23 protein-coding genes are annotated in these 25,604 nt (G+C 39.9%); 22 read left to right on the top strand and 1 reads right to left on the bottom strand.

Annotation, left to right across the window (positions count from 1 at the left end):
* Positions 1 to 3: 3 nt before the first annotated feature.
* From HCN54_RS00985 to HCN54_RS01090, 22 genes are all read left to right on the top strand, one after another.
* On the top strand, positions 4 to 3,789 hold the full coding sequence (locus tag HCN54_RS00985; protein ID WP_072985099.1) for an efflux RND transporter permease subunit: 3,786 nt from the start codon (positions 4 to 6) through the stop codon (positions 3,787 to 3,789).
* Positions 3,786 to 5,003, top strand: a complete 1,218-nt coding sequence (locus HCN54_RS00990) for a TolC family protein (RefSeq protein WP_167596211.1) — start codon at positions 3,786 to 3,788, stop codon at positions 5,001 to 5,003. The genes HCN54_RS00985 and HCN54_RS00990 overlap by 4 nt, the downstream gene beginning before the upstream one ends.
* A 2-nt stretch (positions 5,004 to 5,005) precedes the next feature.
* On the top strand, positions 5,006 to 5,572 hold the full coding sequence (locus HCN54_RS00995; protein ID WP_072985102.1) for a helix-turn-helix domain-containing protein: 567 nt from the start codon (positions 5,006 to 5,008) through the stop codon (positions 5,570 to 5,572).
* 74 nt (positions 5,573 to 5,646) lie between these two features.
* Positions 5,647 to 8,019 (top strand): multicopper oxidase domain-containing protein, encoded by a 2,373-nt coding sequence (locus HCN54_RS01000; protein WP_167596212.1) that lies wholly within the window; start codon positions 5,647 to 5,649, stop codon positions 8,017 to 8,019.
* A 36-nt stretch (positions 8,020 to 8,055) separates the two neighbouring features.
* Positions 8,056 to 8,580 carry a DUF3347 domain-containing protein gene (locus HCN54_RS01005; protein WP_233430666.1) on the top strand — a complete coding sequence of 175 codons (525 nt, stop codon included), beginning with the start codon at positions 8,056 to 8,058 and terminating at the stop codon, positions 8,578 to 8,580.
* A gap of 17 nt (positions 8,581 to 8,597) precedes the next feature.
* Positions 8,598 to 9,215, top strand: coding sequence for a DUF3347 domain-containing protein (locus HCN54_RS01010; RefSeq protein ID WP_167596213.1), 618 nt, complete (start codon positions 8,598 to 8,600; stop codon positions 9,213 to 9,215).
* Positions 9,216 to 9,668, top strand: a complete 453-nt coding sequence (locus tag HCN54_RS01015; RefSeq protein WP_072985110.1) for a heme-binding domain-containing protein — start codon at positions 9,216 to 9,218, stop codon at positions 9,666 to 9,668.
* Between the two features lie 20 nt (positions 9,669 to 9,688).
* Positions 9,689 to 10,243 (top strand): DUF3347 domain-containing protein, encoded by a 555-nt coding sequence (locus tag HCN54_RS01020; protein ID WP_167596214.1) that lies wholly within the window; start codon positions 9,689 to 9,691, stop codon positions 10,241 to 10,243.
* Positions 10,244 to 10,699 carry a heme-binding domain-containing protein gene (locus tag HCN54_RS01025; protein WP_072985114.1) on the top strand — a complete coding sequence of 152 codons (456 nt, stop codon included), beginning with the start codon at positions 10,244 to 10,246 and terminating at the stop codon, positions 10,697 to 10,699. It begins immediately after the preceding gene.
* 565 nt (positions 10,700 to 11,264) lie between these two features.
* Positions 11,265 to 11,912, top strand: coding sequence for a DUF2231 domain-containing protein (locus HCN54_RS01030; protein ID WP_167596215.1), 648 nt, complete (start codon positions 11,265 to 11,267; stop codon positions 11,910 to 11,912).
* Between the two features lie 9 nt (positions 11,913 to 11,921).
* On the top strand, positions 11,922 to 13,421 hold the full coding sequence (locus tag HCN54_RS01035) for an FMN-binding glutamate synthase family protein (protein WP_072985117.1): 1,500 nt from the start codon (positions 11,922 to 11,924) through the stop codon (positions 13,419 to 13,421).
* A gap of 2 nt (positions 13,422 to 13,423) precedes the next feature.
* Positions 13,424 to 13,972: an ion channel gene (locus HCN54_RS01040; protein ID WP_167596216.1), complete on the top strand. Its 549-nt coding sequence runs from the start codon at positions 13,424 to 13,426 to the stop codon at positions 13,970 to 13,972.
* Positions 13,973 to 13,989: 17 nt separating this feature from the next.
* Positions 13,990 to 14,466, top strand: coding sequence for a nuclear transport factor 2 family protein (locus HCN54_RS01045; protein ID WP_072985120.1), 477 nt, complete (start codon positions 13,990 to 13,992; stop codon positions 14,464 to 14,466).
* Between the two features lie 9 nt (positions 14,467 to 14,475).
* Complete coding sequence (locus HCN54_RS01050) at positions 14,476 to 15,702, top strand: permease (RefSeq protein ID WP_167596217.1); 1,227 nt, start codon at positions 14,476 to 14,478, stop codon at positions 15,700 to 15,702.
* Positions 15,703 to 15,713: 11 nt separating this feature from the next.
* Complete coding sequence (locus HCN54_RS01055; RefSeq protein ID WP_041495861.1) at positions 15,714 to 16,007, top strand: hypothetical protein; 294 nt, start codon at positions 15,714 to 15,716, stop codon at positions 16,005 to 16,007.
* Position 16,008: 1 nt separating this feature from the next.
* Entirely contained in the window at positions 16,009 to 18,531 is a 2,523-nt protein-coding gene (locus HCN54_RS01060; protein ID WP_167596218.1) for a heavy metal translocating P-type ATPase, read from the top strand.
* Complete coding sequence (locus HCN54_RS01065; RefSeq protein ID WP_034260690.1) at positions 18,531 to 19,241, top strand: PepSY domain-containing protein; 711 nt, start codon at positions 18,531 to 18,533, stop codon at positions 19,239 to 19,241. Before HCN54_RS01060 ends, HCN54_RS01065 begins: the two co-directional genes overlap by 1 nt.
* A 21-nt stretch (positions 19,242 to 19,262) precedes the next feature.
* Positions 19,263 to 19,751, top strand: a complete 489-nt coding sequence (locus tag HCN54_RS01070) for a DUF305 domain-containing protein (protein WP_034260688.1) — start codon at positions 19,263 to 19,265, stop codon at positions 19,749 to 19,751.
* 31 nt (positions 19,752 to 19,782) lie between these two features.
* Positions 19,783 to 21,525, top strand: coding sequence for an efflux RND transporter periplasmic adaptor subunit (locus HCN54_RS01075; RefSeq protein ID WP_167596219.1), 1,743 nt, complete (start codon positions 19,783 to 19,785; stop codon positions 21,523 to 21,525).
* Positions 21,526 to 21,781: 256 nt separating this feature from the next.
* Entirely contained in the window at positions 21,782 to 23,578 is a 1,797-nt protein-coding gene (locus HCN54_RS01080) for a ParB/RepB/Spo0J family partition protein (RefSeq protein WP_240924921.1), read from the top strand.
* A 261-nt stretch (positions 23,579 to 23,839) separates the two neighbouring features.
* The gene (locus tag HCN54_RS01085) at positions 23,840 to 24,001 is read left to right on the top strand and encodes a hypothetical protein (RefSeq protein ID WP_167596220.1); all 162 of its coding nucleotides are present in this window, start codon (positions 23,840 to 23,842) and stop codon (positions 23,999 to 24,001) included.
* A gap of 17 nt (positions 24,002 to 24,018) precedes the next feature.
* Positions 24,019 to 24,855 (top strand): DUF932 domain-containing protein, encoded by an 837-nt coding sequence (locus HCN54_RS01090; RefSeq protein WP_072985130.1) that lies wholly within the window; start codon positions 24,019 to 24,021, stop codon positions 24,853 to 24,855.
* A 97-nt stretch (positions 24,856 to 24,952) separates the two neighbouring features.
* Here HCN54_RS01090 and HCN54_RS01095 read toward each other — a convergent pair whose 3' ends face one another.
* A complete protein-coding gene (locus tag HCN54_RS01095; RefSeq protein ID WP_240924922.1) occupies positions 24,953 to 25,597 on the bottom strand; it encodes an HmuY family protein in 645 nt (214 codons plus the stop codon).
* Positions 25,598 to 25,604 lie beyond the last annotated feature (7 nt).

Consider the following 25,604-nt stretch of genomic DNA (forward strand, 5'->3'; position numbering starts at 1 on the left):
CGTATGCTAAATAAGAGCATAAAATTTCTCATAGAAAACAAACTTGTTGCCGTTATACTACTCGCCCTATTCGTAGGTTGGGGCATTGTCAATGCACCCTTCAATTGGGAAACAAGCATTTTACCAACTGATCCTGTAGCGGTTGATGCCATTCCAGACATCGGCGAAAACCAGCAAATCGTTTTCACAAAGTGGCAAGGGCGTTCACCGCAGGATATCGAAGACCAGATTACCTATCCACTTACAACTTCATTGTTGGGAATTCCTGGGGTCAAGACCATCCGAAGCTCTTCAATGTTCGGTTTTTCAAGTATCTATATCATTTTTGAAGAAGATGTAGAATTCTATTGGTCACGTAGCCGTATTCTCGAAAAACTCAATTCCCTTCCCGCAAACTTATTGCCCGATGGTGTAAACCCTGCATTGGGTCCGGATGCTACGGGATTAGGTCAAATTTTTTGGTACACGCTGGAAGGTCGTGATAAAGATGGCAACGTAACTGGCGGTTGGGATCTACAGGAATTACGAAGCATACAGGATTACTACGTAAAATATGGTCTGTCTTCGGCAAGCGGTGTTTCTGAAGTAGCATCAATCGGTGGTTACGTCCAGGAATACCAAGTGGATGTTGACCCTGAAAAAATGCGACAATACAACATCGGCTTGACCGATATTGTAAAAGCTGTCAAGGAAAGTAATCAAGACATCGGTGCGCAGACTTTGGAAATTAATCAAGCTGAATATTTGGTTCGTGGTCTGGGATACGTGAAATCGGTTTCAGATATCGAAAATGCGGTGGTCACTTCTGAAAATTTCACTTCTATCCGAATCAAGGACATCGCAAATGTTCATTTAGGACCACAAACGCGACGTGGTATTTTGGACAAAGAAGGTGCCGAAGTGGTAGGCGGTGTGGTGGTAGCTCGCTATGGCGCAAACCCATTGGAAGTCATCAATAATGTAAAAGATCAAATAGCCGAATTATCATCTGGACTACCCACAAAAACCTTGGCAGATGGTCGTACTTCACAAGTGACTATCGTTCCCTTTTATGACCGCACGCAACTTATACAGGAAACACTTCACACGCTCAATGAAGCCCTTACACTTGAAATCCTGATAACCATTTTGGTCATCATCGTAATGGTGTTTAACCTACGTGCATCCATTCTAATCTCTGGTCTGTTGCCTGTTGCCGTTTTAATGGTTTTCATAACAATGAAACTCTTTAATGTAGATGCCAATATTGTTGCCTTGTCAGGAATTGCCATTGCTATCGGTACGATGGTGGACGTGGGCGTCATACTCGCCGAAAATATGATTAGGCATCTGGAAGATGAAAAATTACGCTTTCGCGAAAGCGGAATAGAATACACTACAAATGAAATCATCTACAACGCCACTGCGGAAGTTTCTGGTGCAATTTTAACCGCTGTGCTCACAACGATTATCAGTTTCCTACCTGTGTTTACGATGATAGGTGCTGAAGGAAAATTATTTCGACCACTCGCATTTACAAAAACAATGGCACTTTCTGCATCGCTTGTAATCGCGCTATTTTTAATACCGCCATTTGCCGCGTTCCTTTTCAGAAAAACAAACATTCGCCAGCGATCTAAACTGTTTTTGAATGGTCTTTTAATCGCACTCGGTATCACAGCACTTGTATTTGGTTACTGGCTCGGGTTGATTTTGATAGCTTTTGGATGTAGTGGTTTATTCTTTTCGCTTAAAGCGAAAAAGGAATACAACCATACCATTGCTGGCTACAGGCTCAACATCAATCAAAATGTAGTAAATATCATCATTTCCTGTATTGCTATCGTCGTGCTGTTAGCCGAATACTGGCGACCACTTGGTTTTGACCGCAGCATTCTAATGAATTTGATTTTTGTAGCAATTATCTGCTTTGGACTGCTTGGTGTGTTTACTGTTTTCCGAAGATACTATGACAGCATTTTGCGCTGGGCGCTTCAAAACCGGTACCTGTTTCTACTAATTCCAACCACGGTGTTGATTTTAGGCGTGGTCATAATGCGTAACACAGGTAAGGAATTTATGCCTGCACTTAATGAAGGTTCATTTCTTTTGATGCCCACATCCTTACCGCACGCAGGTGTCGAAGAAAACAAGCGTGTACTGCAACAGCTTGATATGGCTGTGGCGAGCATACCAGAGATTGAAACCGTGGTGGGGAAAGCGGGTAGAACAGAATCTGCTCTTGACCCTGCGCCACTCTCGATGTATGAAAATGTCATTCAGTACAAGTCTGAATATATGCGAAATGAAAATGGCGAGAGACAACGCTACCGTGTAAACGATGATGGCCTATTTGTTCTGAAAGGTGACAAGTTCATTATCAACCCAAATAATGAAATCGATGATGATGCAAACTATGAAGCGTCACAACTCAAAACAAGTGCAACACGCAATGATTTGATTGAAGATAGCGATGGGGAATATTATCGAAACTGGCGCCCCGAAATAAGCAGTCCTGATGACATTTGGAATGAAATCGTAAAAGTGACCAAATTCCCAGGCGTGACTTCTGCGCCCAAGCTGCAACCCATTGAGACGCGACTCGTGATGCTACAAACAGGTATGCGAGCACCTATGGGAATTAAGGTCAAAGGGCCAGATTTAAAAACCATAGAAAACTTTGGATTGCAATTGGAAGACATCCTAAAACAAGCCGAAGGTGTTAAAGAACAAGCCGTTTTTGCAGACCGCATCGTGGGTAAACCCTATTTGCTAATTGACATTAAACGAGACCAGTTGGCACGCTATGGGATTTCAATAATGGATGTTCAGGAAGTGCTTCAAGTAGCTGTGGGCGGTATGCCACTTACCCAAACAGTAGAAGGCCGTGAGCGCTATGGTGTGCGTGTACGCTATCCACGTGAGCTGCGTGCAAATCCAGAAGACTTAAAAAGTATCTATGTGCCTGTGTCAACTGGAAGTCCGGTTCCTTTGGGCGAACTGGTCGATATTCGTTACGAGCAAGGCCCACAGGTCATTAAAAGTGAAGACACCTTCTTGATTGGGTATGTGCTGTTTGATAAGCTCGATGGCTTTGCTGAAGTCGATGTGGTGGAAAATGCACAAGCGCTCATTCAACAGAAAATCGATAATGGCGATTTGGTCGTGCCACAAGGAATCAGTTACCGATTTACAGGAACATACGAAAATCAATTGCGAGCAGAAAAAACGTTATCGGTAGTTGTGCCACTTTGCTTGCTGGTCATTTTCTTGATTTTGTATTTCCAGTTCAGGTCGGTTTCTACGTCGCTAATGGTTTTTACTGCCATCGCTGTAGCCTTTGCAGGTGGTTTTATAATGATATGGTTATACGGTCAGGATTGGTTTTTCAATTTCAGCTTTTTTGGCGAGAACCTACGGGACTTGTTCAATATGAAAACCATCAATTTAAGTGTGGCCGTGTGGGTCGGTTTTATTGCCCTTTTCGGTATTGCGACAGATGATGGTGTTGTAATGGCAACCTATTTAGACCAATCATTTAAAAGCAACGAACCAGACAGTAAAAAAGGCATACGTCTCGCCACATTAGAAGCCGCAGGAAAACGCATACGTCCTTGCTTGATGACCACTGTGACCACAGTTTTGGCATTGTTGCCAGTACTCACATCTACAGGAAAAGGAAGCGACATTATGATACCGATGGCCATCCCCATTTTTGGCGGAATGATAATCGACGTCACATCCTATTTCCTCTTACCAGTATTATATAGCTGGAAAAAAGAATACCAACTTAAAAGAGCAAACAAATGAAAAATATAAAAATCATAATCTGTCTTTTGTTTGTTTCCGCTTTCGCGAAAGCGCAACAATTACAATCCTATATTGATGAAGCAGAAAATAATAATCCAGAGATTCAGGCTTTTGAATTGCGCTACAATATTGCCGAAGAAAAGGTCAATGAAGCAAACTGGTTACCCAATACTGAAGTAAGCGCAGGCTATTTTGTAAGTGAGCCAGAAACAAGGGTGGGCGCACAACGAGCACGGATAGGCGTAAAACAGATGTTGCCTTGGTTTGGCACCATTAGCGCACGTGAAAATTATGCGACTTCTATGGCCGAAGCTGAATACGTGGAAATCACAATCGCCAAACGGAAATTGGCGCTTTCAGTAGCGCAATCCTATTACAGATTGTATGAAACAAGAGCAAAGCAAAAGGTGCTTGACGAGAACATTCAACTATTAAAAACTTATGAGCGTCTTGCCCTGACTTCGGTAGAAGTAGGCAAGGCATCTGCGGTAGATGTATTGCGGTTGCAGATTCGTCAAAATGAATTACAGCAGCAAAAAGAGGTGTTGGAAGAAGAATTCAATTCAGAACAAACAACCTTTAATAATCTTCTCAATCGGGATGAAAATAGCACGGTTGAAATAGTTGCAAAAATGGAAATTCCAGAGGATGACCCCACATACGGAACAGACGCACTATCGCTCAATCCTGAACTGCTCAAATACGATAAATTGTACGAATCCATAGCACAATCAGAATTGCTCAATCAGCGTGAGAGCCTACCTATGATTGGTTTTGGTGTTGACTACCTGCCAGTTACAGAACGTAGCGATGTCAATTTTAGCGACAACGGTAAGGATGTGTTGATGCCAATGGTTTCGGTTTCCATACCCATTTTTAACAATAGGTACAAGTCCATTTCAAGGCAAAATGAGTTGCGCCAACAGGAAATTGAGACGCAGAAATCACAACGATTGAATGTTTTGGAATCCGCTTTCGCGAAAGCGATATCTCAACGCAACCAAGCCCGAATTAAATTTAATACCCAGACTATGAATTTGAAACAAGCCAAAGATGCCGAGCAAATTCTAATCAAGAATTATGAAACGGGAACGATAGATTTCAACGATGTGCTCGATATACAGGAACTGCAATTAAAATTTCAGATGAATCAAATAGAATCGGTTCAAATGTATTACGTGCAACAATCCATAATCAATTATTTAATTCAATAGCAATGGTAAAAGATTTTTACATAAAAAATATGGTGTGCGACCGTTGCATCAAGGTCTTAAGAGATGAATTGCATAAGGCAAAGATTAGTCTGTTGGATATTGAGTTGGGAAGACTTCGATTGGATATGAATGAAAAAGAACAATTGAGCATACTTACCGAAATTTTAAAAAGAAATGGATTTGCACTCATCGCTTCTACAGAGGATAAATTGACCGAGCAAGTAAAAATTGAATTGATAAAGTTATTGAAAGTAATACCGCTTGAAATTGATGGGAAACTATCAGATTTTCTTGCGGATAAATTACAAAAGGACTATTCCAAAATCAGCAAGGTGTTTTCTATAATCGAGGGCATCACTATTGAAAAATATTTTATCAAACTGAAGATAGAAAAAGTCAAGGAACTTATCCAAACACCTGATTATAATTTCACAGAAATAAGCCAATTGCTCGATTACAGCAATGTCAATCATCTAAGCAAACAATTTAAAAGTGAGACAGGGATGAGCCTAAGCGATTATAAGGATGGTCATAAAAATTTTAGAAATCCTTTAGACAAGATTATATAGATATGAACCAGAATTATAACACAACAAACTGAATATCAATAATATTTTTGTTAAACAATAACAATAAGAAAACTATGAAAATGCTAAGAATTATTACATTACTGCTATTTTCTTCAACAGTATTTGCCCAAGTGGGAACTAACGGACAAGACAGAAAAGAAGAAGGAAGACCTGTTAAAGAGTACAACCTTACCATTGAAGAAAATGAAATGACACTCGCAGGTGTAACCGCTAAAGGAATGACTATCAATGGTAGTATTCCTGGACCGGTTTTGGAATTTAACGAAGGCGACCTTGCCATCATTAATGTAACCAATAAAATGGATGAAGAAACCTCAGTACACTGGCACGGGTTGATACTTCCCAACTTTTATGATGGCGTACCGTATTTAACAACACCGCCAATAAAGCCCGGTACAACATTTCAATATAGAATTCCTATTAATCAATCAGGAACCTATTGGTACCATTCCCATACGATGCTACAGGAGCAAAGCGGTGTTTATGGTTCAATAGTCATTCAACCTAAAGAAAAAACATTGGATTATGACAAAGATTTGATAGTTGTTCTATCTGATTGGACCAACGAGGACCCAATGAATGTATTGCGAAACCTTAAAAGGGGGAATGAGTGGTATCAAGTTAAAAAAGGAACAGCAGTTCCATTAAGTAGAGTCATCAAAGAAGGTGCCTTGGGAGCACAATTTAAGTTCTGGCGCGATAGAATGGAAGGTGCTGATATAGCAGACATTTATTATCCCGCATTCTTGAGCAATGGTAAATCACTTGCCGAATATCCAGAATTTAAACCAGGAGAAAAAGTACGTCTTCGCTTTATCAATGCCTCGGCTTCTACTTACTACTGGGTAGATTTCGGTGGTGGTAATCCATTGTTAGTTGCAAGTGACGGTGTTGATGTGCAGCCCGTTTCTAAAAGTAGATTTCTCTTTGGTATAGCTGAGACGTATGATGTTATCGTTACTATTCCCGAAGGTACTTTAGAGGTTACCGCTACGGCTCAAGATGGCTCTGGTCATACTTCTATACAATTAGGTAATGGCACTCTCTATCCAGCCAAAAGAATTGATAGACCTGATAAGGTAGCGATGATGAAGCAAATGGCCAAAATGGATATGAAAATGGGTGCACCTGCAATGGTAGGAAACAAAAAAAAGAATACACCTGAAGTTTTAATGCAGAAGTATGGAATGAAGATGAATATGAAGGACGGCGAGATGAAAATGGGGATGAACGATAAGATGTCGATGAAAGATGGTAAAATGAATGACCAGATGGATATGAAGATGGATGATGCAATGGGAATGAAAATGGATTCAATGGCAATGAATCACAAAGGAGATTCAGATAAAATGAAAGACCATATGCAGCACGATATGTCAAAGATGCAGAAGGATTCTTCCTCATTTGATTACGAAACTCGTAAAACCTATTTTAATTATGATTTTTTAAAAGCAAAAGAGAATACTACTTATAAAGATGATTTGCCAGTAAACGACATCCTGTTGAACCTAACCGGCAATATGCAACGCTATGTTTGGAGTTTGAACGGTGTGCCATTATCAGAAACCGACAAAATTAATATAAAAGGAGGTGAAGTAACCAGAATTACACTTAATAACCTCACGATGATGCACCATCCAATGCACTTGCACGGCCATTACTTTAGGGTCATCAACGAAAATGGTGAACGTTCCCCATTAAAGCATACGGTAAACGTACCGCCAATGCAGAAAGTGGTCATAGAATTCTATAACGAAGAATATGGAGATTGGTTCTTTCATTGCCACGTACTATACCATATGATGGGTGGTATGGCGCGTGTGTTTAGTTACGATACCCCAAGGGACGAAAGAATGAAAGATTATCCAGTTCAAAAGCTTATCAATGAGACAGACCATTACTATTCTTGGGGATTGTTGCGTGCAGGCTCAAATTTTAACGAACTCTTTTTGATGTCAAGCAATATCAGAAATGGATTTGGTTTAAGGGCAGAGTTCGACTATGACAAGAACCTTGAGGCCGAAGTGAACTATGATAGATATCTAAATGATTGGTTGCGTCTCTATGTAGGGGTAAATACAGAAACAGAAATACCTAATTCCTTCGATGAGTTCAATACTGTAGGATTGGTCGGTGTAAAGTACTTTACGCCATATAGATTTTATGTAGATGTGAGTATGGACCATCAACTGCGCCCAAGAATTCGTCTGGACAGGGAAATCTTGATTTTTCCAAGAATTTTTCTGGAAGGCGAATATGAATATAGGGCAGACTTTGGATGGGTAAATGATATAGGGAATAGCTCTTATGAGAGTGAAACCCAATGGTTGGTTGGACTTTCCTACATCCTATCAAGAAATTTTTCAATACAAGCAAACTATAACAACCGATATGGCTGGGGTGGCGGCTTATTAGCCCGTTTTTAATGTTTAATCAAATACTATATACAAATGAAAACACTAATGAAAACAACAATCGCAGCTTTTGCACTTATAGCGTTTATAGGCTGCAAGGAAAAACAAACTGTAGAGATTAACACACCTGAAGAGGTAAAGACCGCAAAAGAAAACACTGCAGATGTGGCAGACCAAGGCTTTATAGACGGGATGACTGGGAAGGTGTGGCACAATTACCTTGAAATCAAGATGGCGCTGGCAAAAAGCGATGAGAGCCAAGCAAAATCCATTAGCAAGGATATGGCCGCATCATTTGGTGAAGAACGAATGGAGATGAAACAGCTCGCACATCAAATGGCAGATGCTCAAGATATAGAAGAGGTAAGGGAACTTTTTGCACAGTTCACGGAAAAGGCGGGGCCTATGTTTGAAGATGCCTTATCTGAAGGAACCATATACAAAAAATACTGCCCAATGGCATTTAACAATGAAGGAGCCTATTGGTATGCAGCGGTAAAAGAAATTACCAATCCCTATTTCGGAGAGAAAATGCTGAAGTGCGGGTCGGTCAAGAAAACCATTAATAAATAACCCTTAAATATATAATTATGAAAATGATGAAACAAAATGTAATGATTGCCGGACTGGCATTAGTTCTATTAAGTGCTACTGCCTGCAAAGACGGAAACAAAAACGAACCCGCAGCGCCTATGAGCAATGAGATGCATCAAGAATCGATGGATGATATGATGGATGATAAACCAATGAATGAAGATGATGAAATGGCAATGAACAATGGTCAAGACGCAAAAGCAGAAGCTATTTTGACCGACTATTTTAAACTTAAGGACGCTTTGGTGGCTGATGATAATGCCAAAGCCAAAGAACTTGGGGCAAGCCTCGCAACAACCTTAGGAAAGCTCGATATTTCAGAATACACCGATACGCAGCAATCAGATTTAAAGGACATCGTTGAGGATGCGGTAGAACACGCAGAGCACATTTCAGAAAGCGATATAGCACACCAGCGAGAGCACTTTAAAGTATTGAGCAAGGATGTAACAGATATGGTTGCTATTACGGGAACAGAAAACACCTTGTACCAACAGTTTTGCCCAATGTATGATGGCGGTAGCGCTTGGTTGAGCACGAGCAAGGACGTGAAGAATCCGTATTATGGTAGTAAAATGTTAACCTGCGGTAAAGTTCAGAAAGAAATCAACTAAATGAAGATTGTAAAAATCATAGCGGGAATTTTTTTGGTGGCGCTTGTGCTCATTCAGTTTATTCCAGTGGACTATAACCAAAACGATACCGTGCCCCAAACAGATTTTATGGTGGTGCATAAGGTTCCGGAGGCTATTCAGAAAAAGATACAGGTTTCCTGCTATGATTGTCACAGTAACAACACCCAATATCCTTGGTATAATCGAGTTCAACCAGTTGCTTGGTTTTTGGAAGACCACATTAAAGAAGGTAAGGCAGAGCTCAATTTCAACGAATGGGATTCATTGTCAAGTCGCAGAAAGACAAGTAAATTAAGGTCTATCATCAAGCAAATTGAAAGTGGTGAGATGCCCTTGGATTCATACACCTTAATTCATAGAGACGCCAAGTTCTCGAAAGAAGAAACGGAAGAAATCATCAATTGGGTAACACAATTAAAAGACAGTTTATAAATAACCTAAAAATTAGAATTATGAAAAAGATAAAAATGAGTATAGCAGCAATGCTATTGTTAACGGTTTCTTTTGCTTATGCACAGGAAAAAGATAAAATGGACTACAGCAATATGAAAATGGACCATAGTAAAATGATGGATACCAAGACTGATGCAAAGGCAGAAGTGATTTTAAATGACTATTTCAACCTAAAAGATGCCTTGGTGGCTGATGATACCAAAAAAGCGGCACAATTAGGCACTACATTAGTGGCTTCCTTAAAAGCATTTGACAGCAGTCACTATACAAAAGAACAACAAAGCGAGCTGGCAGATATTATAGAAGATGCCACCGAACACGCCGAGCATATTGCCGAAAGCGCCATAGACCACCAACGCGAACATTTTAAAACGTTAAGCAAGGATATCACGGATATGGTGGCCATTACTGGAACAAAAAATACACTGTACCAACAATTTTGCCCAATGTACGATGGTGGTACAGCTTGGTTGAGTACAAAAGAGGAAGTGCGTAATCCCTATTATGGTAGCCAGATGTTAAAATGCGGTAAAGTACAACGAGAAATAAACTAATTGAAAGTTTTAAAAATCATAGCGTGGATAGCATTAATTGCTTTTGTGGTCATTCAGTTCTTTCCGATGGATTATAACCAGAGTGAGACTTTACCGCAAACGGATTTTATGCTTGTCAATAAAGTACCTGCAACGGTCGAGAAATCGTTGCAGGTTTCCTGCTATGATTGCCATAGCAACTATACAAAGTACCCTTGGTACAATAAGGTACAACCCGTTGCTTGGTTTTTGGAAGACCACATTAAAGAAGGAAAAGCAGAATTGAATTTCAATGAATGGGACACCTATTCAGACAGAAGAAAGAACAGTAAACTGCGCTCTATCATTAAGCAGATAGAAAATGGCCAGATGCCCTTGGATAGCTACACGCTTATTCATAGGGATGCCATTTTATCAAAAGAGGAAAAGGAAGCAGTATTGAATTATATGAAAACTTTAAAAGATGATTTAGAGTAAAGTCCTGATACGGGAAGGGAATTTTTTCATTGATGGTTGGTTAGTTAGAACCCCTTCCCATCTCAGGCAAATATTAAGTCCTAATAAGAGAGAAGGCTCATATTTATGATTAGTTACATAACGCCTTTTCTCTTAATTAGGCACAATAAATTTATTGAAAAAGAAAAGTTGATTTGGTTAATAGTAGCCCGAATATGGAAGAGACGATGCATCAATTAGTGATGATGAAGCTCTTCCCTTTCGGGGCAAAATAGAGGATTATTGAAAAAGAGAAGTTTAGTGAAGATTACTTGATTTTGGGAGGTGAGCATTTCAGATTGGTTTATTGGTTAATACCAGTTGGTCTCTCATTTTCAAGTATAGCCTAATAATTTCAGTTCCATAATTTCAAGCTGAAAAATAAATAAAGTTGATGAAGGATTGCTGCAATACAAATAATGGCAAAGCGCAAAATAAAAGTCCATTAAAGAAGTGGACTAACTATATAGTGTATACTATTATTGCTGTCATAGTTATAGGAGCATTGGTGTTGCAATTATCAGGTAAAAATTAATAACCGTAACAAATGAAAACAATAAAAATCTTTTCAATTATTTTGGTCATTGCCTTTTCAGGCAGTTTCACCAATGTTTTTGCCCTAAATGAAAAACGAAACGATTCAGATAAAATTGAATTATCGACTAACATAACATCAATTGCACAATCGGATGACGTAAAAGCAGATTTTGATGCGTTTCCCAACCTGCATCCTATGGTGGTACATTTTCCTATCGTACTGCTCATTATTGCAGTTCTCTTGCAGCTCATACAGCTTTTTACATTGAATCGAACAATGGATTGGGTTATCCTTTTAATGGTAGGGGCAGGGTTTATAGGCGCATATGTAGCCAGCACTTTGGTGCATCCGCACACTGCAGAATTGACCGAAATAGCCCAAAGAATATTAGACCAACACGATAAATATGCGGAATGGACACTGTGGTCCAGCGCTCTTGCTGCGATTTTAAAAATAGTAAGTCTGTTCTGGGTCAAATTAAAGCGCGGTTTCGAAATAGCGGTTTTTTTGGTTATGGCATTTTCGGCATATTCGGTTTCTGAAGCGGGACATTATGGTTCGCAGCTGGTATATATAGAAGGAGTTGGTCCACAAGGAAAATATATCGAGATTGAAAATGAAGAAAGCCAAGGCGAAAGTAACGAACATTCACATTAAACAATACCAATGAGAAGAGGATTTATTGTTACGAGCATCATCTTGATTTTGGCATTAGCTGCCATAATCATTCTATACCCACTTTTGTGGTGGTTGGCTTTGATACTACTTCCAATCCTCGTTTTGGGTCTAATAGATTATTTTCAAAAATCCAACAATATAAGACGTACCTATCCTTTGCTGGGAAGAATTACCAATCTATTGGAAAAACAACGTCACGTCGTTCAAGAAACGGTTTTATTGAATAGAACAGAGGGAAAACCTTTCAATTGGATACAGAAAGAAATTGTTTATAAACGTGCCGAGGACGCGGTCAAAAACCAACCCTTTGGAACGCAGATTCCGTATGACGAAGTTGGTCGCGAATGGTTTACCCATTCCACGTATCCTGCAAAGGAAATCAAAGATGATTTTAGGGTTACCATAGGGAGTTCAAAATGCTCAAAACCCTATTCAGCGAGTATTCTAAATCTGGCAGGGATGAGCTATGGTTCCATAAGCAAAAATGCGACCCTTGCCTTTAATGGCGGTGCAAAAATCGCAGGCTTTGCCCAAAATACTGGCGAAGGTGGATTTACGCCCTATCATCAGGAATATGGAGCCGATGTTATTTTTCAGTTTGGTACTGGATATTTTGGATGTAGAACAGAAGAAGGGGATTTCGACCCTAAAAAATTTGCTGAAATCGCATCCAATGAGGTGGTCAAAATGATTGAGATAAAAGTCTCACAAGGTGCAAAACCCGGTTTTGGGGCCATTCTTCCTGCCAAAAAAAATACCGAGGAAATCGCAAAGTACAGGGACGTAGAAAAAGGAACCGAAATTCTATCGCCACCACATCACGCCGCATTTAGCAATGATTCGGAAATGATTGCCTTTATACAAGAATTACGAAAACTTTCTGGAGGAAAGCCCATAGGGATTAAAATGTGCATCGGGCAGAAAGACGAATTCGAACGAATGGTTCGCACTTTTGCTGAAAAGAAAAACTATCCAGATTTTATAGCCATAGACGGTGCAGAGGGTGGTTCCGGTGCTGCACATATGGAATCGCTACATTGGGCCGGGCTTCCCATAATCGAAGCGATACATTTTGCAAACGGCATCCTTAAAAAGTATGGATTGCGCGATGAAATAAAGGTAATGGCGGCAGGAAAAATAATATCGGCTTTTGATATCTATAGAATGTTGGCACTCGGCGCAGATACTTGTTATAGCGCAAGAGGGATGATGTTTGCCTTGGGCTGCGTACAATCCTTAAAATGCAATCTGGATACCTGCCCTACGGGAATCACCACAATGGAACCTTCAAGGGTCGCATCATTGGTAGTAGAAGATAAAAAGACCAAAGTAGCCAACTACCATAAAAACACCATTGAAGCTTTTAAGGAGCTGCTAAAATCAATGGGGATTGAAAATAGAAGAAGTATCGACAAAAAGTATATAATAAGAAGAATAAATGAGAACGATACAAAGACGTATGATGAGATTTTTATAGATAACAAATAAGAATGGATAAAGAAAAAGACATAGAAACCACAAGGGCGTTTTATGGGCAGCTTTTCAACAGCTCAAGGTATGTTCTATTGGTGCTGCTTATTGCTTCAGTAATCGAACTGTTTGCTCTACCAACTTTGGAAGGGTCTTATGCTATAATTATCCTTCTGGCCCTAACATTACTAAAGATAGGATTCATTATAGCCTTGTCCTTTAACCAACTAATGAAGATAATTGGTCAAAGCCATCTATTGAGCCACGTACTGGTTTTGTTCGGATACCTGATTGTGTCGATAGTTTTCTCGTTTGCAATAGATTACACAGCGTTGCAGTTTGTGGATGCTATTCATTTTAAAATGAACAACAGTATTGGCAATGATGGACTGTCGGTATTTTTTGATTTATCCTATTTCAGTTTGATAACATTCTCATCAGTAGGATATGGTGATATAGTGCCCATTTCCCTACCTGCAAAAACCTTGGTGGTACTTGAAGTGGCACTGCGGTTTTTCGTCCTTGTCTTTGGTATAGCAAATGTGAATAGAATTCGGGTAAATAAATAACCCTTAAAACTTAAAGAATGAAAACAATAAAATTAACTACGGTGGTAATGTTGCTCATAATAGCGACAAGCCCACTATTTGGACAAGATGCAAACACGGAAAAAGAAGCAGTGCTTACAGTAATGAAAACCTATAAGGGTGCCCTACAAAACCTTACGACCGATGGAACTTTCGAATTATTTACCGAGAATTCCGAGGTTTTTGAATCGGGAGGTGTCGAGGGTACGTACAGCCACTATATAGAGCATCATTTAGGACCGGAATTAGGTCATTTTGAAAAATTTGAATTTACAGATTATGAAATCAATGTAAAGGTAGATGTGCCCTACGCCTTTACTACCGAAACGTATATATATACAATTGTCCTTAATCCGGACGATAAGGGAAATAACCGGACTATAAAGAAAAAAGGGGTAGCAACGTCAATCCTTGAAAAAATAGATGGAAAATGGAAGATTACAAAAATGCATTCGTCTTCCAGAAACGTGAAATAAATTGAATATATGACTGATTTCCTAAAACAATGGGGCGAAGCCGCCTATACGACTACCGGATTTTTCTGGATGGCGCTTTGGGCATTCATTTTGGGTTATATCATCAGTAGTATGATACAGATTTTCGTGACCGAAAAGAAGATGCAAAAAACAATGGGCGAAAACGAAGGCAAAAGTGTGCTTTTGGGCACGTTTTTCGGCTTTATAAGTAGCTCGTGCAGTTTTTCTGCTTTGGCAGGTACAAAATCCATTTTTAAGAAAGGGGCAAGTTTTGTGTCTTCCATTGCCTTTCTGTTGGCATCGACCAATCTCGTCATAGAATTGGGGATTATCATTTCCATCTTTTTGGGTTGGCAGTTCGTGGTGGGCGAATATGTAGGTGGTATTCTCCTGATTGGTATTTCGTGGATTCTGATACGACTCATCAATCCTAAAAAACTCATCGAAAAAGCCCGTAAGAATCTCGAAAATGAAGATGATGATGAGATGGACGGTTCCAAAGATTGGAAGAAACAAATCAAGAACGAAGACAGTTGGGCGCGTGTTGCCAAAAAATATAAGATGGAATGGCAAATGGTCTGGAAGGATGTAACCGTAGGTTTTACCGTTGCGGGTATTACAGCGGCTTTTGTGCCAGATTCGTTCTTTCAGACCTTATTTATCAATAGCGGTCAAGGCAATACAGATTTTACTTTTCTCGAAATTCTGGAACATATCGTGGTCGGTCCAGTTGCCGCATTTTTGACTTTTATCGGTTCAATGGGTAACATTCCGTTAGCAGCGTTACTATTCGGAAAAGGCGTGAGTTTTGCTGGCGTAATGGCCTTTATTTTTAGCGATTTGGTGGTTTTTCCAGTACTGGGAATCAATGCAAAGTATTATGGTTGGAAAATGTCATTGTTTATCACGTTTTTATTGTTTACAGCATTAATTGGTACGGCATTGGCACTTCATTATGGATTTGATTTATTGAATATGCTACCAGATTCATCACAAGTGAAGATTCAGGATAGCGAATTTTTCAAGATTGATTATACCTTTTTCTTGAACGTTGCTTTTCTCATCATTTCGGCCTATCTCGTTTATCTGGGTTTTTTCAAGAAAAAAGATGTAGAACATTCAATGAGCGAGATGGCACCCAAAAGCCCTTTACTCGAAAAGATTTTAAAATATGCAGCCTTCATCTGTTATATATGGCTCGCTGGAGGACTGATTGTAAAATTTTTAGTGAACTAAAATTAGTGGCTATGAAAACATTCGATACCCTTTCCCAAACAATGACCCACTTGCAAGAGCAAGGTTATACTTATGATTTTAATTTATGTTCGGGACACATTGAATGTAATGCGCTAAAGCTAAAATTACATCCAGAGGATTTCGATGTAGATGAGATGCATCGTTATGAAGGAATGAGCAGTACCGATGACAACAGCGTTCTCTACGCTATTTCATCAAAAAATGGAATTAAAGGATTATTGGTCGATGCCTATGGCGTCTATGCAGAGAATATTTCTGAAGCAATGCGAAAAAAATTAAGATAAAATGAAACATACCTATCACATACACGGAATGACCTGCAAAGGTTGCCAGAATCACGTCGAAAAAACCCTTTCCAATATAGAGGGAGTAACCAGTGCATCGGTCAATTTGGAAAAAGCAGAAGCCACCATCGAAATGGAATCTCACATTCCTATCGAGACTTTTCAAAAGGTATTAAATGATGACGGCGGTACGTATTCTATCCACAAACCGGGCGAGCATCATCATAAAGATGATTCCGCTTCCGCGAAAGCGAAAAAACCACAACCCAAAGGCAAAGGAACAGGAACCTTCTACTGTCCAATGCATTGCGAAGGAGATAAAACCTACGACAAGCCAGGCGACTGTCCTGTCTGCGGAATGGATTTAGTCGAGGAACAAAATTTAACCGCCACCACTTCCGAGCAATGGACCTGCCCTATGCACCCTGAAGTTGTTAAAGACGGACCTGGAGACTGCCCTATTTGTGGGATGGACCTGGTGCCGATGGAACCAGACCTATCGGCAGAAGAAAAGACCTATAAAAAATTGCTCAAAAAGTTCTGGATAGCAGTCTCTTTTACATTGCCTATATTTTTCATAGCAATGTCAGAAATGCTGTCAGACAATCCCTTGGAAAGTATTCTCGAAATAAAATACTGGAACTGGATTCAGTTTGTGCTTTCCCTTCCCGTTGTTTTCTATGCCACGTGGATGTTTTTTGAACGTGCGTATCGCAGTATCGTCACCTGGAATCTAAATATGTTTACGCTCATTGGGATAGGTACCGGAGTGGCTTGGGTTTTTAGTGTTTTCGGGATGCTGTTTCCGCAGCTTTTCCCCCAAGACTTTTTAACCGAATCAGGAACTGTATTTGTTTATTTTGAGGCGACCACAGTTATTTTAACGCTGGTGCTACTCGGACAGGTACTTGAGGCCCTTGCGCACAGTAAGACCAATTCTGCGGTCAAGGAACTCTTAAAACTTGCGCCCAATAAAGCTATTAAGGTAGTCGATGGAAATGAAGAAGAAGTTTCCATCGACCAGATAGAGAAAGGAGATATACTACGAGTAAAACCAGGAGATAAAATTCCTGTTGATGGCAAAATTACCGAAGGAGAAACTACTGTAGATGAATCGATGATTTCGGGAGAGCCCATTCCAGTTAATAAATCTGTAGATGACAAAGTAAGTAGCGGTACCATAAACGGCAACCAGTCGTTCTTGATGGAGGCCGAAAAAGTAGGTAGCGACACATTACTTTCCCAAATCATCAAAATGGTAAATGATGCCAGTCGCAGTCGTGCCCCTATCCAGAAATTGGCCGATACGGTTTCAGGCTATTTTGTGCCAATAGTCATATTTATTGCGGTCATAACCTTTATCGTTTGGGCAATCTGGGGTCCGGAACCCGCTTATGTCTATGGGTTTGTGAATGCCATTGCCGTATTGATTATCGCCTGTCCGTGTGCATTAGGATTGGCAACACCGATGTCCGTTATGGTGGGTGTTGGTAAAGGCGCTCAGAATGGCGTACTTATCAAGAATGCCGAAGCCCTTGAAAAAATGGACAAGGTAGATACCCTTATTGTTGATAAGACCGGAACAATTACCGAGGGAAAACCCACGGTGGAGAAGGTAGGTTCTTTTGATGATAAACAATTTAGCGAAAGCGAAATTCTACATTTTATTGCATCTCTAAACAGTTCCAGCGAGCATCCATTGGCCGAAGCTACTGTGAAATACGGAAAGCAGCAGAATGTTGAACTATCAAAAACCGAAAATTTCAGCGCAATAACGGGAAAAGGCGTAGAAGGTACTGTTGATGGCAAGAAGCTCGATTTAGGAAACGGTAGGATGATGGAATATGCCAAGGCTACTATTTCATCTGCTATGAAAGATGAAGCACAATCCTTTCAAAAACAAGGGAAAACCGTTTCGTATTTAGCTATTGATGGTAAGGTTTCAGGCTATGTCGTGATAGGCGACAAAATCAAGAAAACAAGCGCCAAGGCCATCAAGGAATTACAGGACAAGGGGATTGCCGTGATAATGCTCACGGGCGATAACCACGATACAGCACAGGCCGTAGCATCAGAGCTAAACCTTGCTGACTTTAAAGCCAGTATGTTACCTGAAAATAAGTTGCAGGAAGTTGAAAAATTGCAGAATGAAGGGAAGGTGGTCGCAATGGCAGGTGATGGCATCAATGATGCACCAGCACTGGCAAAAAGTAATGTGGGAATCGCTATGGGGACAGGTACAGATGTAGCCATAGAAAGTGCGATGATAACCTTGGTAAAAGGTGATTTGCACGGTATCGTAAAAGCTAAAAATTTAAGCCATATGGTTATGCGAAATATCAAGCAGAATCTCTTTTTCGCTTTCATCTATAATACCTTAGGTGTGCCCATTGCGGCTGGAGTCCTATTTCCGTTTTTCGGTTTGTTATTATCACCTATGATTGCAGCTTTGGCAATGAGTTTTAGTTCCGTATCGGTTATTACAAATGCCTTACGATTACGTACCAAAAAAATCGATAGCTAATGGTCAATAGAAAAACAGCAAAATGGATTCGAAAAGCCCACCGCTACTTGGGTATCTTCCTGGGTATTCAGTTCCTGATGTGGACGATTAGCGGGATGTATTTTAGCTGGACGGATATTGACGAGATACACGGCGACCATTTCAAAAAAGAGATTCCTGAACAAACTGCATTTTCAGGTTTGGTGGGAAGTTCTCAACTAAATATTCAGGAACCGATTAAGTCATTAGAATTACTTGAAATAGCGGATGCGCCCTATTATTGGATTAATGAGACTGTGCTTTATAATGCACTTACAGGAACAAAGAAAGACGAGCTCACAGAACAAGAAGCAATCAAAGTGTCAGAACGCTATATGTTGGCAGATTTAGAATTTGACCAAATACGAAGAATTGAATCTGTTGGCGACCACCACGAGTACCGCGGACGACCATTACCTGCTTATGAGATTTCATATAAAACCGATGAAAATCTAAAAGCCTACGTGGCGATTGAGAATGGCGCTTTCCAAACCGTACGTCATCGCGATTGGCGCTGGTTCGATTTTTTATGGATGACCCACACAATGGATTATCAGGGAAGGGATAACTTCAACACTATTGTTTTAAGAGCTTTTTCACTGTTAGGCTTGATAACAGTATTGAGTGGCTTTATCCTTTGGTATATTTCATCACCAACTCTTAGAAAATTAATTAAAAACAATCGTAAATAAGTAACATTAAAATCAACTATTATGGAAAATTCAATGGAAAACAAAAAGAAAAATCAATACACAAAATTTGTAGGAATGCTCGCTGCATCCTTCGTGGCTATGTACATCACAATGTACCTAAACACTTATGAGTGGGATCACGTATGGTTTAGCCTAACCCGCTTTTATATGGTCTGTTTAGGGATTGCAGCGATGGCCATTATTATGTTTGTTGCAATGCGCGGGATGTACAAAAACAAGAAAAAGAATATCGCAATTGTTTTAGGAAGTATAGTATTGTTTGTAAGTGCTTTGACCTTGGTGCGTGAACAAAAATCAACTGTGGGCGATGTGCTCTGGATGAAAGCAATGATACCGCACCATTCAATAGCAATTTTAACAAGTAAAAGAGCAGATATCAAAGACCCTGAAGCTAAAAAATTGGCAGAAGAAATTATTGAGGCACAATTACGGGAAATCGCACAGATGAAAAAAATAATTTACAGATTAGAAAACGAAAAAGAGGAATAGTACGAGTACTAATTTCTATAAAATTATTATTATGAAAAAGAACATTAATTATATAAGTATTGCAGTTATCGCAGGCTTATTGGCAGGATATCTCATATTCGGAAATTCAGGAACAGAACAAAATGCTGTTAAGGATTTATCCGATATGTCAGATACCCACGACCATTCCGGCGAGTCGGAAAACCAAATGTGGACCTGCTCAATGCATCCACAAATTATGCAACCCGAACCTGGCGACTGCCCTATATGTGGAATGGACTTGATACCTGCTGAATCTGGTGCAGATGGTCTTGCAATGAATGAGATTAAAATGACAGAGAACGCAATGGCGCTGGCCAACATTCAAACTACTATTGTGGGTAATGGCTCTATGTCAGAAGATGATGGAATGATTTCGCTTTCGGGCAAAATCGATACCAACGAAGAAAACAATGCCGTACAAGCAAGCTATTTTGATGGGCGTATCGAACGTTTGAATGTCAATTATGAAGGCCAAAAAGTAAATCGTGGTCAAACATTGGCCACCATTTATGCACCAAATTTGGTCGCTGCACAGCAAGAATTGCTCACAACAGCTTCACTAAAAGAATCGCAGCCTGAACTGTATAAAGCAGTGCGCAACAAATTGAAAAATTGGAAGCTTTCCGATAACCAGATTGATGCCATAGAATCCTCTGGAAACGTGCGCGATAATTTCCCTGTATATGCCACCGTTTCAGGAACGGTTTCAGAAGTGATGGCACGTGAAGGGGACTATGTAAAACAAGGTCAGCCCATTTTGAAGGTAAGCAATTTGAATTCGGTTTGGGCAGAATTTGATGCCTATGAAAATCAAATTTCAGATTTAAAAGTAGGTCAGAAAATAAAGGTAGTAACCAATGCCTACGCCAATAAAGAATTTGACGCCACTGTTTCGTTTATTGACCCCATACTCAACAATGCGACGAGAACGGTTACCGTTAGAGCAACACTTAAAAATACAGATGACCTCTTTAAACCAGGAATGTTTGTAACGGGTAAACTCAAAGGGGAAATGATGATGACCAACGAAGTTATAACAGTTCCTGCAAGTGCCGTAATGTGGACAGGCGAACGCTCATTGGTCTATATAAAAACCAATCCCAACGAACCCGTTTTTGAAATGCGTGAAGTAACCATCGGAAACCGAAATGGCGAAAATTATGCTGTAACAGAGGGCTTACAAAATGGCGATGAGATTGTGACCAACGGAACCTTTACAGTAGATGCAGCAGCACAGCTACAAGGCAAAAATTCAATGATGAATCAAGAAAAGAAAGAGGATGCTATGATGCCAATGTCTGAAATGAATATGGAATTTTCAGAGAATTTTCAGAAGCAATTTAAAAAGGCGCTCAAGCCTTATTTACAGATGAAAGATGCTTTGGTAGCGAGCGATGCAAATCAGGTTTCCGCTTTCGCGAAAGCGACATCAACAGCCTTAAAATCCGCAGATATTAAAAGCCTCGGTAGTATGGAACAATCACATATCAAGAAAAGCATCGAAATGCTCGATGCCATCGCGGAAAATGACATTCTGGAAAATCAACGTGACCATTTCGTGATATTAAATGAAAATATGGTGCCCATTGCGATGAGTGTAAATGGAACCGATGCGATGCTATACGTTCAGAAATGCCCAATGGCAAATAATAATAAAGGCGCGGTCTGGCTAAGTGCTGAAAAGGACATACGCAACCCCTATTATGGCGATGCGATGCTCACGTGTGGTAGTGTGATTGAGGAAATTAAGTAGTTTTATTCCTTTAGTATTTTAAGAAGCTAAATACCGAAAACCTTTAAGATACTTTTCAATTTTTTTATAACCCCTTTCGATAGAGAGGGGTTTATTATCATACAATATTCCCGAAAGTTAAACTCGTAAAATACTTCCATCAAAAGACTACGGCATAAAGCCATCGCTTCTGCCACTACTCATTTATTCCGTTTCCTTTTGAGCCAAGATTTTATCTTCCGTTTGGTTTCTGCTCAAATATTGTTTAATCAAAAATTTGAGTATTATTACAACAAAAGCGAGTACCACAAAGAAGCGCAGTAGAGCGAAATCTACTGCCACGAAAGAAGTAAACGGAAAGAAATCACCCGTACTTCAAATTCAGAACTTACCATTGGGCAAAATTAAGACTGACCCTGAACAACCAAGAAAAACTTTCAAAAAAGATGCATTACAGCAACTTTCTGAGAGTATCGAAGAGCACGGTGTATTGCAGCCAATCACGGTAAGGCAGTTAAATGGCCATTATGTCATCGTGATGGGCGAACGCCGGTATCGTGCAAGCAAGCTGGTAGGAAAAAAGACCATACCCTGTATCGTGAGGACTTATGAGAACAATGATGTTTTGGAAGTTCAAATCATAGAAAATCTACAAAGACAGGACGTTGAACCTACAGAAGAAGCTGAGGCGATTGCCTACCTAAGCGAGAAATATACACCCACAGAAATTGCGAAACGATTAGGAAGAACCGACAACTTTGTAAGACAGCGTTTAAAATTAGCAGGTTTGATTGACGGTTTCAAACACTTTATCCGCAATGGCGAAATGACCATTTCTTTAGGTGTAGGTGTCGCACTTTTTGCACCAGAAGAACAACAAATGATGTTGGAAACGATGGGCGAAGACTTTAATGCGCATCAAATAAACAGAATGATTAAAGACCAGACCTACGACTTGGAAAAAGCATCTTTCGATGTAACCGATAAGAAATTGGTACCGAAGGCAGGGTCTTGTGTAGAATGTCCATTTAATGCAGCCAATCAAGGCAATCTGTTCGGCGAGGGTAAAATGGTCTGCACAAAATCAGCTTGTTTTGAAACTAAGAAAACAAAATCGTTCTTGAACTTGATTGAAAAGGCTAAGAAGCAAAACATCCTACTAATTCCTGAAATACGACAGTATTGGGCAGATGACGAAAACAATCAGCTCATTATTTCACAGTTGGAAAAAAGTGGCTTGAAGGTCTATCTGCTGGATGATGTTGAAATCATTGAAAACCCGATTAAGCCAACAATCGAAGCCATCAGGAAAGAGTATCAGCATTACGACTATTCCGAAGATGAACTAAAAGCTGAATTTAAGGAAGCCATTGAGAACTACGAAGAAGAGTTGAAAAATTACAATTCAGCTTCGGACAATGGATTTGTAAATGGTATCGTGTTTCATCCAGACACGTATCAACACAAAACAGTTTTCGTCAAGATAATCGAGAAATCAAAACATAAATCGAGTGAGTATTCAGCACCATTGGCCAACAGAAAAATGGCAGATTGCACACCTGAAGAACAGATAATTAAAATCAACGAAAGAGAAATCCGCAAGAAGCAAATTGAGAACAACAAGCATTTTGAAGAAGTTGTTGAAATGATACGAGAGACCAAATATATAGCTACGAAGAAGACACTTTCGACAGATGAAATGGTGGCATTCTCGATATCGCTCTTTGAAAATAATGTGGACTATATGAGCCAACAAAAGTATTTCTCAAAGTTCTTGGGCGACACTTCCAAAATGACCAAAGTTGAAATGGTCGAGAATTTTAAAAAGAAGTTCAAAAAGGAAGTCTTTCACAAGTTGATACGCTATATGATTACAAAACAAGTGCATTTTGGCGAAAGCAATCACTTAAATAACCTGACGAACATTTCATTCTACAATGCGATGCAAGGATATTACAAATCCAAGATTGCCAGTATTGAGAAAGAATATACCGAGAAGAGAGAAAAGCGTGAAGCACGTTTGAAAGAGCGAATTGCAGTTCTTGAAAAGAAAGTCAAAGAGCTTAACAAGTAGCTTTTGTTGTTTGAAGAAGAGTCGGCATTCGTGCTGGCCCTTCTTCTTTTTTATGATAGTGCCTAAAAATGTATTTACGAGGAAGGGGTTATCAATCAATAGATAGCGCAAAGGTAAACTCGTAAAATACACCCATCAAAAGACTACGGCATAAAGCCGTTGCGCGCATTCCACTTCTCATTTATTCCGTTTCCTTTTGAGCTGAGATTTTAGCTTCCGTTTGGGTACTGCTCAAATATTGTTTAATCAAAATATATCATTATGAAACGAGTATCTGAAAAATCTAAAATTTCGCCACAGGAGGCTGAAATACATTATCAATCGAGTAAAGAAAATTACAACATCGAAGGTGCGGAAAGTCACTTGGCTTATTACAGAGAAAAGCATCCAATCTATTATGCGGTGTTATTACAAAACGTTTAATCTAAAATTCAAAAGCTATGTATTTACAAAATTTGCAACAGGATGAAATCTTCGTTCCATCAGAAATGAAATCCTTAAAAAGTCTGACACAGATGGAATCCCGAAGAGGGCTTGAAAATGCCATCATCTCAAACGGTAAAATCGTCAATGTGGTATCGAACAGCTATGGCCACATTCCGAACCAATTGTTCTTCAAGAAAGCCGAAGAAATGCTGACCGATGCACAACTGAACTTCCACAAGCGTACCATCAACAAAAATGACAGGTCGTTCATTACAGATTTCATTATTGACGATAAGAGTCAGTTTTCTGTAAAAAATAAAGAGGATTTGATACTGCCGATGCTTCGGTTTAAGAACTCGTATGACGGTAGTGAAAAGACCTCTGGTAATTTTGGGTTTTATAGAAAAGTATGTTCCAATGGCTTGCACGTTTCTCAGGCAGAAATTGAGTTTTCCATCAAGCATAGTAAGAACAATACACACCTCATTATGCCAAGACTGAACAACTTGTTCGATAAGTTTCTGGACAACGAGTTTTATACCATCACAAAGAAATTTGACAAGATGAAGGAATTTAAAATCATCGATACCAAGGAATTTGTAAGAGCCATTCTCGACAGAACAAAGCTGTTCCGCTATGAATGTAGCGACAAGAACAACGACCCGTCGAAGAAGTCCCGTGAAGTTCTTGAAATTCTCAATTACGAAGCCCTGTTACTTGATGAGCAACCCAATCTTTGGTTAGGTTACAATGCCTTCAATTCGGTATTGCACAATGTCTTGAAAAAGAGCTTTTGCCAACAGGAACGATTGGACAAAAAACTGTTCGATGAAGTGTATGCCCTGGCATAGATTAAAAAGGTTTATCCAGTACCTTAAACTGGATTTTTAATAAAACAAAGCCCCTTCAACAAAGAAAGGGCCTTGCAATTAAACTAACTCAAACTAACTACTCAAACGAAGTTTCCCCTTCGTTAGGGTTGTATACATAATTAAAAGTATAGTAACGGCTCTCATCGGTCTGCGGGTCCGGTTGCGAGGGGTTGTCCTTATAGTAGCTTAAAATCTCAACCTTGGCATATCGTCCGTCACGGGTGCGGAACACCAAGACCTTGCCCGGAATGGGTGTAACGACATTGACCATCGGGTTGTAATTGTACCAGCCATTGTCACTTCCAGTTGGGATGGCAAAACTTCCATCGGCATCTTGGTCAAAGGTCAAACCTTCCGCAGTCGTTACACTGGCAAAAGTACCCGTAACAATAGTTGCACCAGCTTCGCCATTTCTTGCAGGCTCGTCGTCTGTTCCCGTAACCGTTCCACCATTTACGGCAATGGTCGTACCTCGAAAAGCAATGTCCCAATCCGTATCGCTGGTAGTCTGCATTCCCGTTTCAAAATCGAATTTTGCAAATTCGCCACCTACGGGCTGTCCCTGCCCACCTGTTTGGGGCGCAAATAGATTACTGACCAACTCGGCTTCAATCGGGTCTGGGGTTGGGGTATTGTCATCATCGCTGCTACAAGATGTGAATGCTATACATACCGCAGCAAGCGCGATGGTTTTAAGTGTGTTCATTGTTTTAATTTTCATTGTATTT

The sequence above is a fragment of the Leeuwenhoekiella sp. ZYFB001 genome (assembly GCF_011784865.1).
GTDB classification, from domain to species: Bacteria; Bacteroidota; Bacteroidia; order Flavobacteriales; family Flavobacteriaceae; genus Leeuwenhoekiella; species Leeuwenhoekiella palythoae.

Coding starts and splice junctions, on each gene's coding strand:
- HCN54_RS00985 (WP_072985099.1), top strand. CDS start 4: ATGCTAAATAAGAGCATAAAATTTCTCATAGAAAACAAACTTGTTGCC.
- HCN54_RS00990 (WP_167596211.1), top strand. CDS start 3,786: ATGAAAAATATAAAAATCATAATCTGTCTTTTGTTTGTTTCCGCTTTC.
- HCN54_RS00995 (WP_072985102.1), top strand. CDS start 5,006: ATGGTAAAAGATTTTTACATAAAAAATATGGTGTGCGACCGTTGCATC.
- HCN54_RS01000 (WP_167596212.1), top strand. CDS start 5,647: ATGAAAATGCTAAGAATTATTACATTACTGCTATTTTCTTCAACAGTA.
- HCN54_RS01005 (WP_233430666.1), top strand. CDS start 8,056: ATGAAAACAACAATCGCAGCTTTTGCACTTATAGCGTTTATAGGCTGC.
- HCN54_RS01010 (WP_167596213.1), top strand. CDS start 8,598: ATGAAAATGATGAAACAAAATGTAATGATTGCCGGACTGGCATTAGTT.
- HCN54_RS01015 (WP_072985110.1), top strand. CDS start 9,216: ATGAAGATTGTAAAAATCATAGCGGGAATTTTTTTGGTGGCGCTTGTG.
- HCN54_RS01020 (WP_167596214.1), top strand. CDS start 9,689: ATGAAAAAGATAAAAATGAGTATAGCAGCAATGCTATTGTTAACGGTT.
- HCN54_RS01030 (WP_167596215.1), top strand. CDS start 11,265: ATGAAAACAATAAAAATCTTTTCAATTATTTTGGTCATTGCCTTTTCA.
- HCN54_RS01035 (WP_072985117.1), top strand. CDS start 11,922: ATGAGAAGAGGATTTATTGTTACGAGCATCATCTTGATTTTGGCATTA.
- HCN54_RS01040 (WP_167596216.1), top strand. CDS start 13,424: ATGGATAAAGAAAAAGACATAGAAACCACAAGGGCGTTTTATGGGCAG.
- HCN54_RS01045 (WP_072985120.1), top strand. CDS start 13,990: ATGAAAACAATAAAATTAACTACGGTGGTAATGTTGCTCATAATAGCG.
- HCN54_RS01050 (WP_167596217.1), top strand. CDS start 14,476: ATGACTGATTTCCTAAAACAATGGGGCGAAGCCGCCTATACGACTACC.
- HCN54_RS01055 (WP_041495861.1), top strand. CDS start 15,714: ATGAAAACATTCGATACCCTTTCCCAAACAATGACCCACTTGCAAGAG.
- HCN54_RS01060 (WP_167596218.1), top strand. CDS start 16,009: ATGAAACATACCTATCACATACACGGAATGACCTGCAAAGGTTGCCAG.
- HCN54_RS01065 (WP_034260690.1), top strand. CDS start 18,531: ATGGTCAATAGAAAAACAGCAAAATGGATTCGAAAAGCCCACCGCTAC.
- HCN54_RS01070 (WP_034260688.1), top strand. CDS start 19,263: ATGGAAAATTCAATGGAAAACAAAAAGAAAAATCAATACACAAAATTT.
- HCN54_RS01075 (WP_167596219.1), top strand. CDS start 19,783: ATGAAAAAGAACATTAATTATATAAGTATTGCAGTTATCGCAGGCTTA.
- HCN54_RS01085 (WP_167596220.1), top strand. CDS start 23,840: ATGAAACGAGTATCTGAAAAATCTAAAATTTCGCCACAGGAGGCTGAA.
- HCN54_RS01090 (WP_072985130.1), top strand. CDS start 24,019: ATGTATTTACAAAATTTGCAACAGGATGAAATCTTCGTTCCATCAGAA.
- HCN54_RS01095 (WP_240924922.1), bottom strand. CDS start 25,597: ATGAAAATTAAAACAATGAACACACTTAAAACCATCGCGCTTGCTGCG.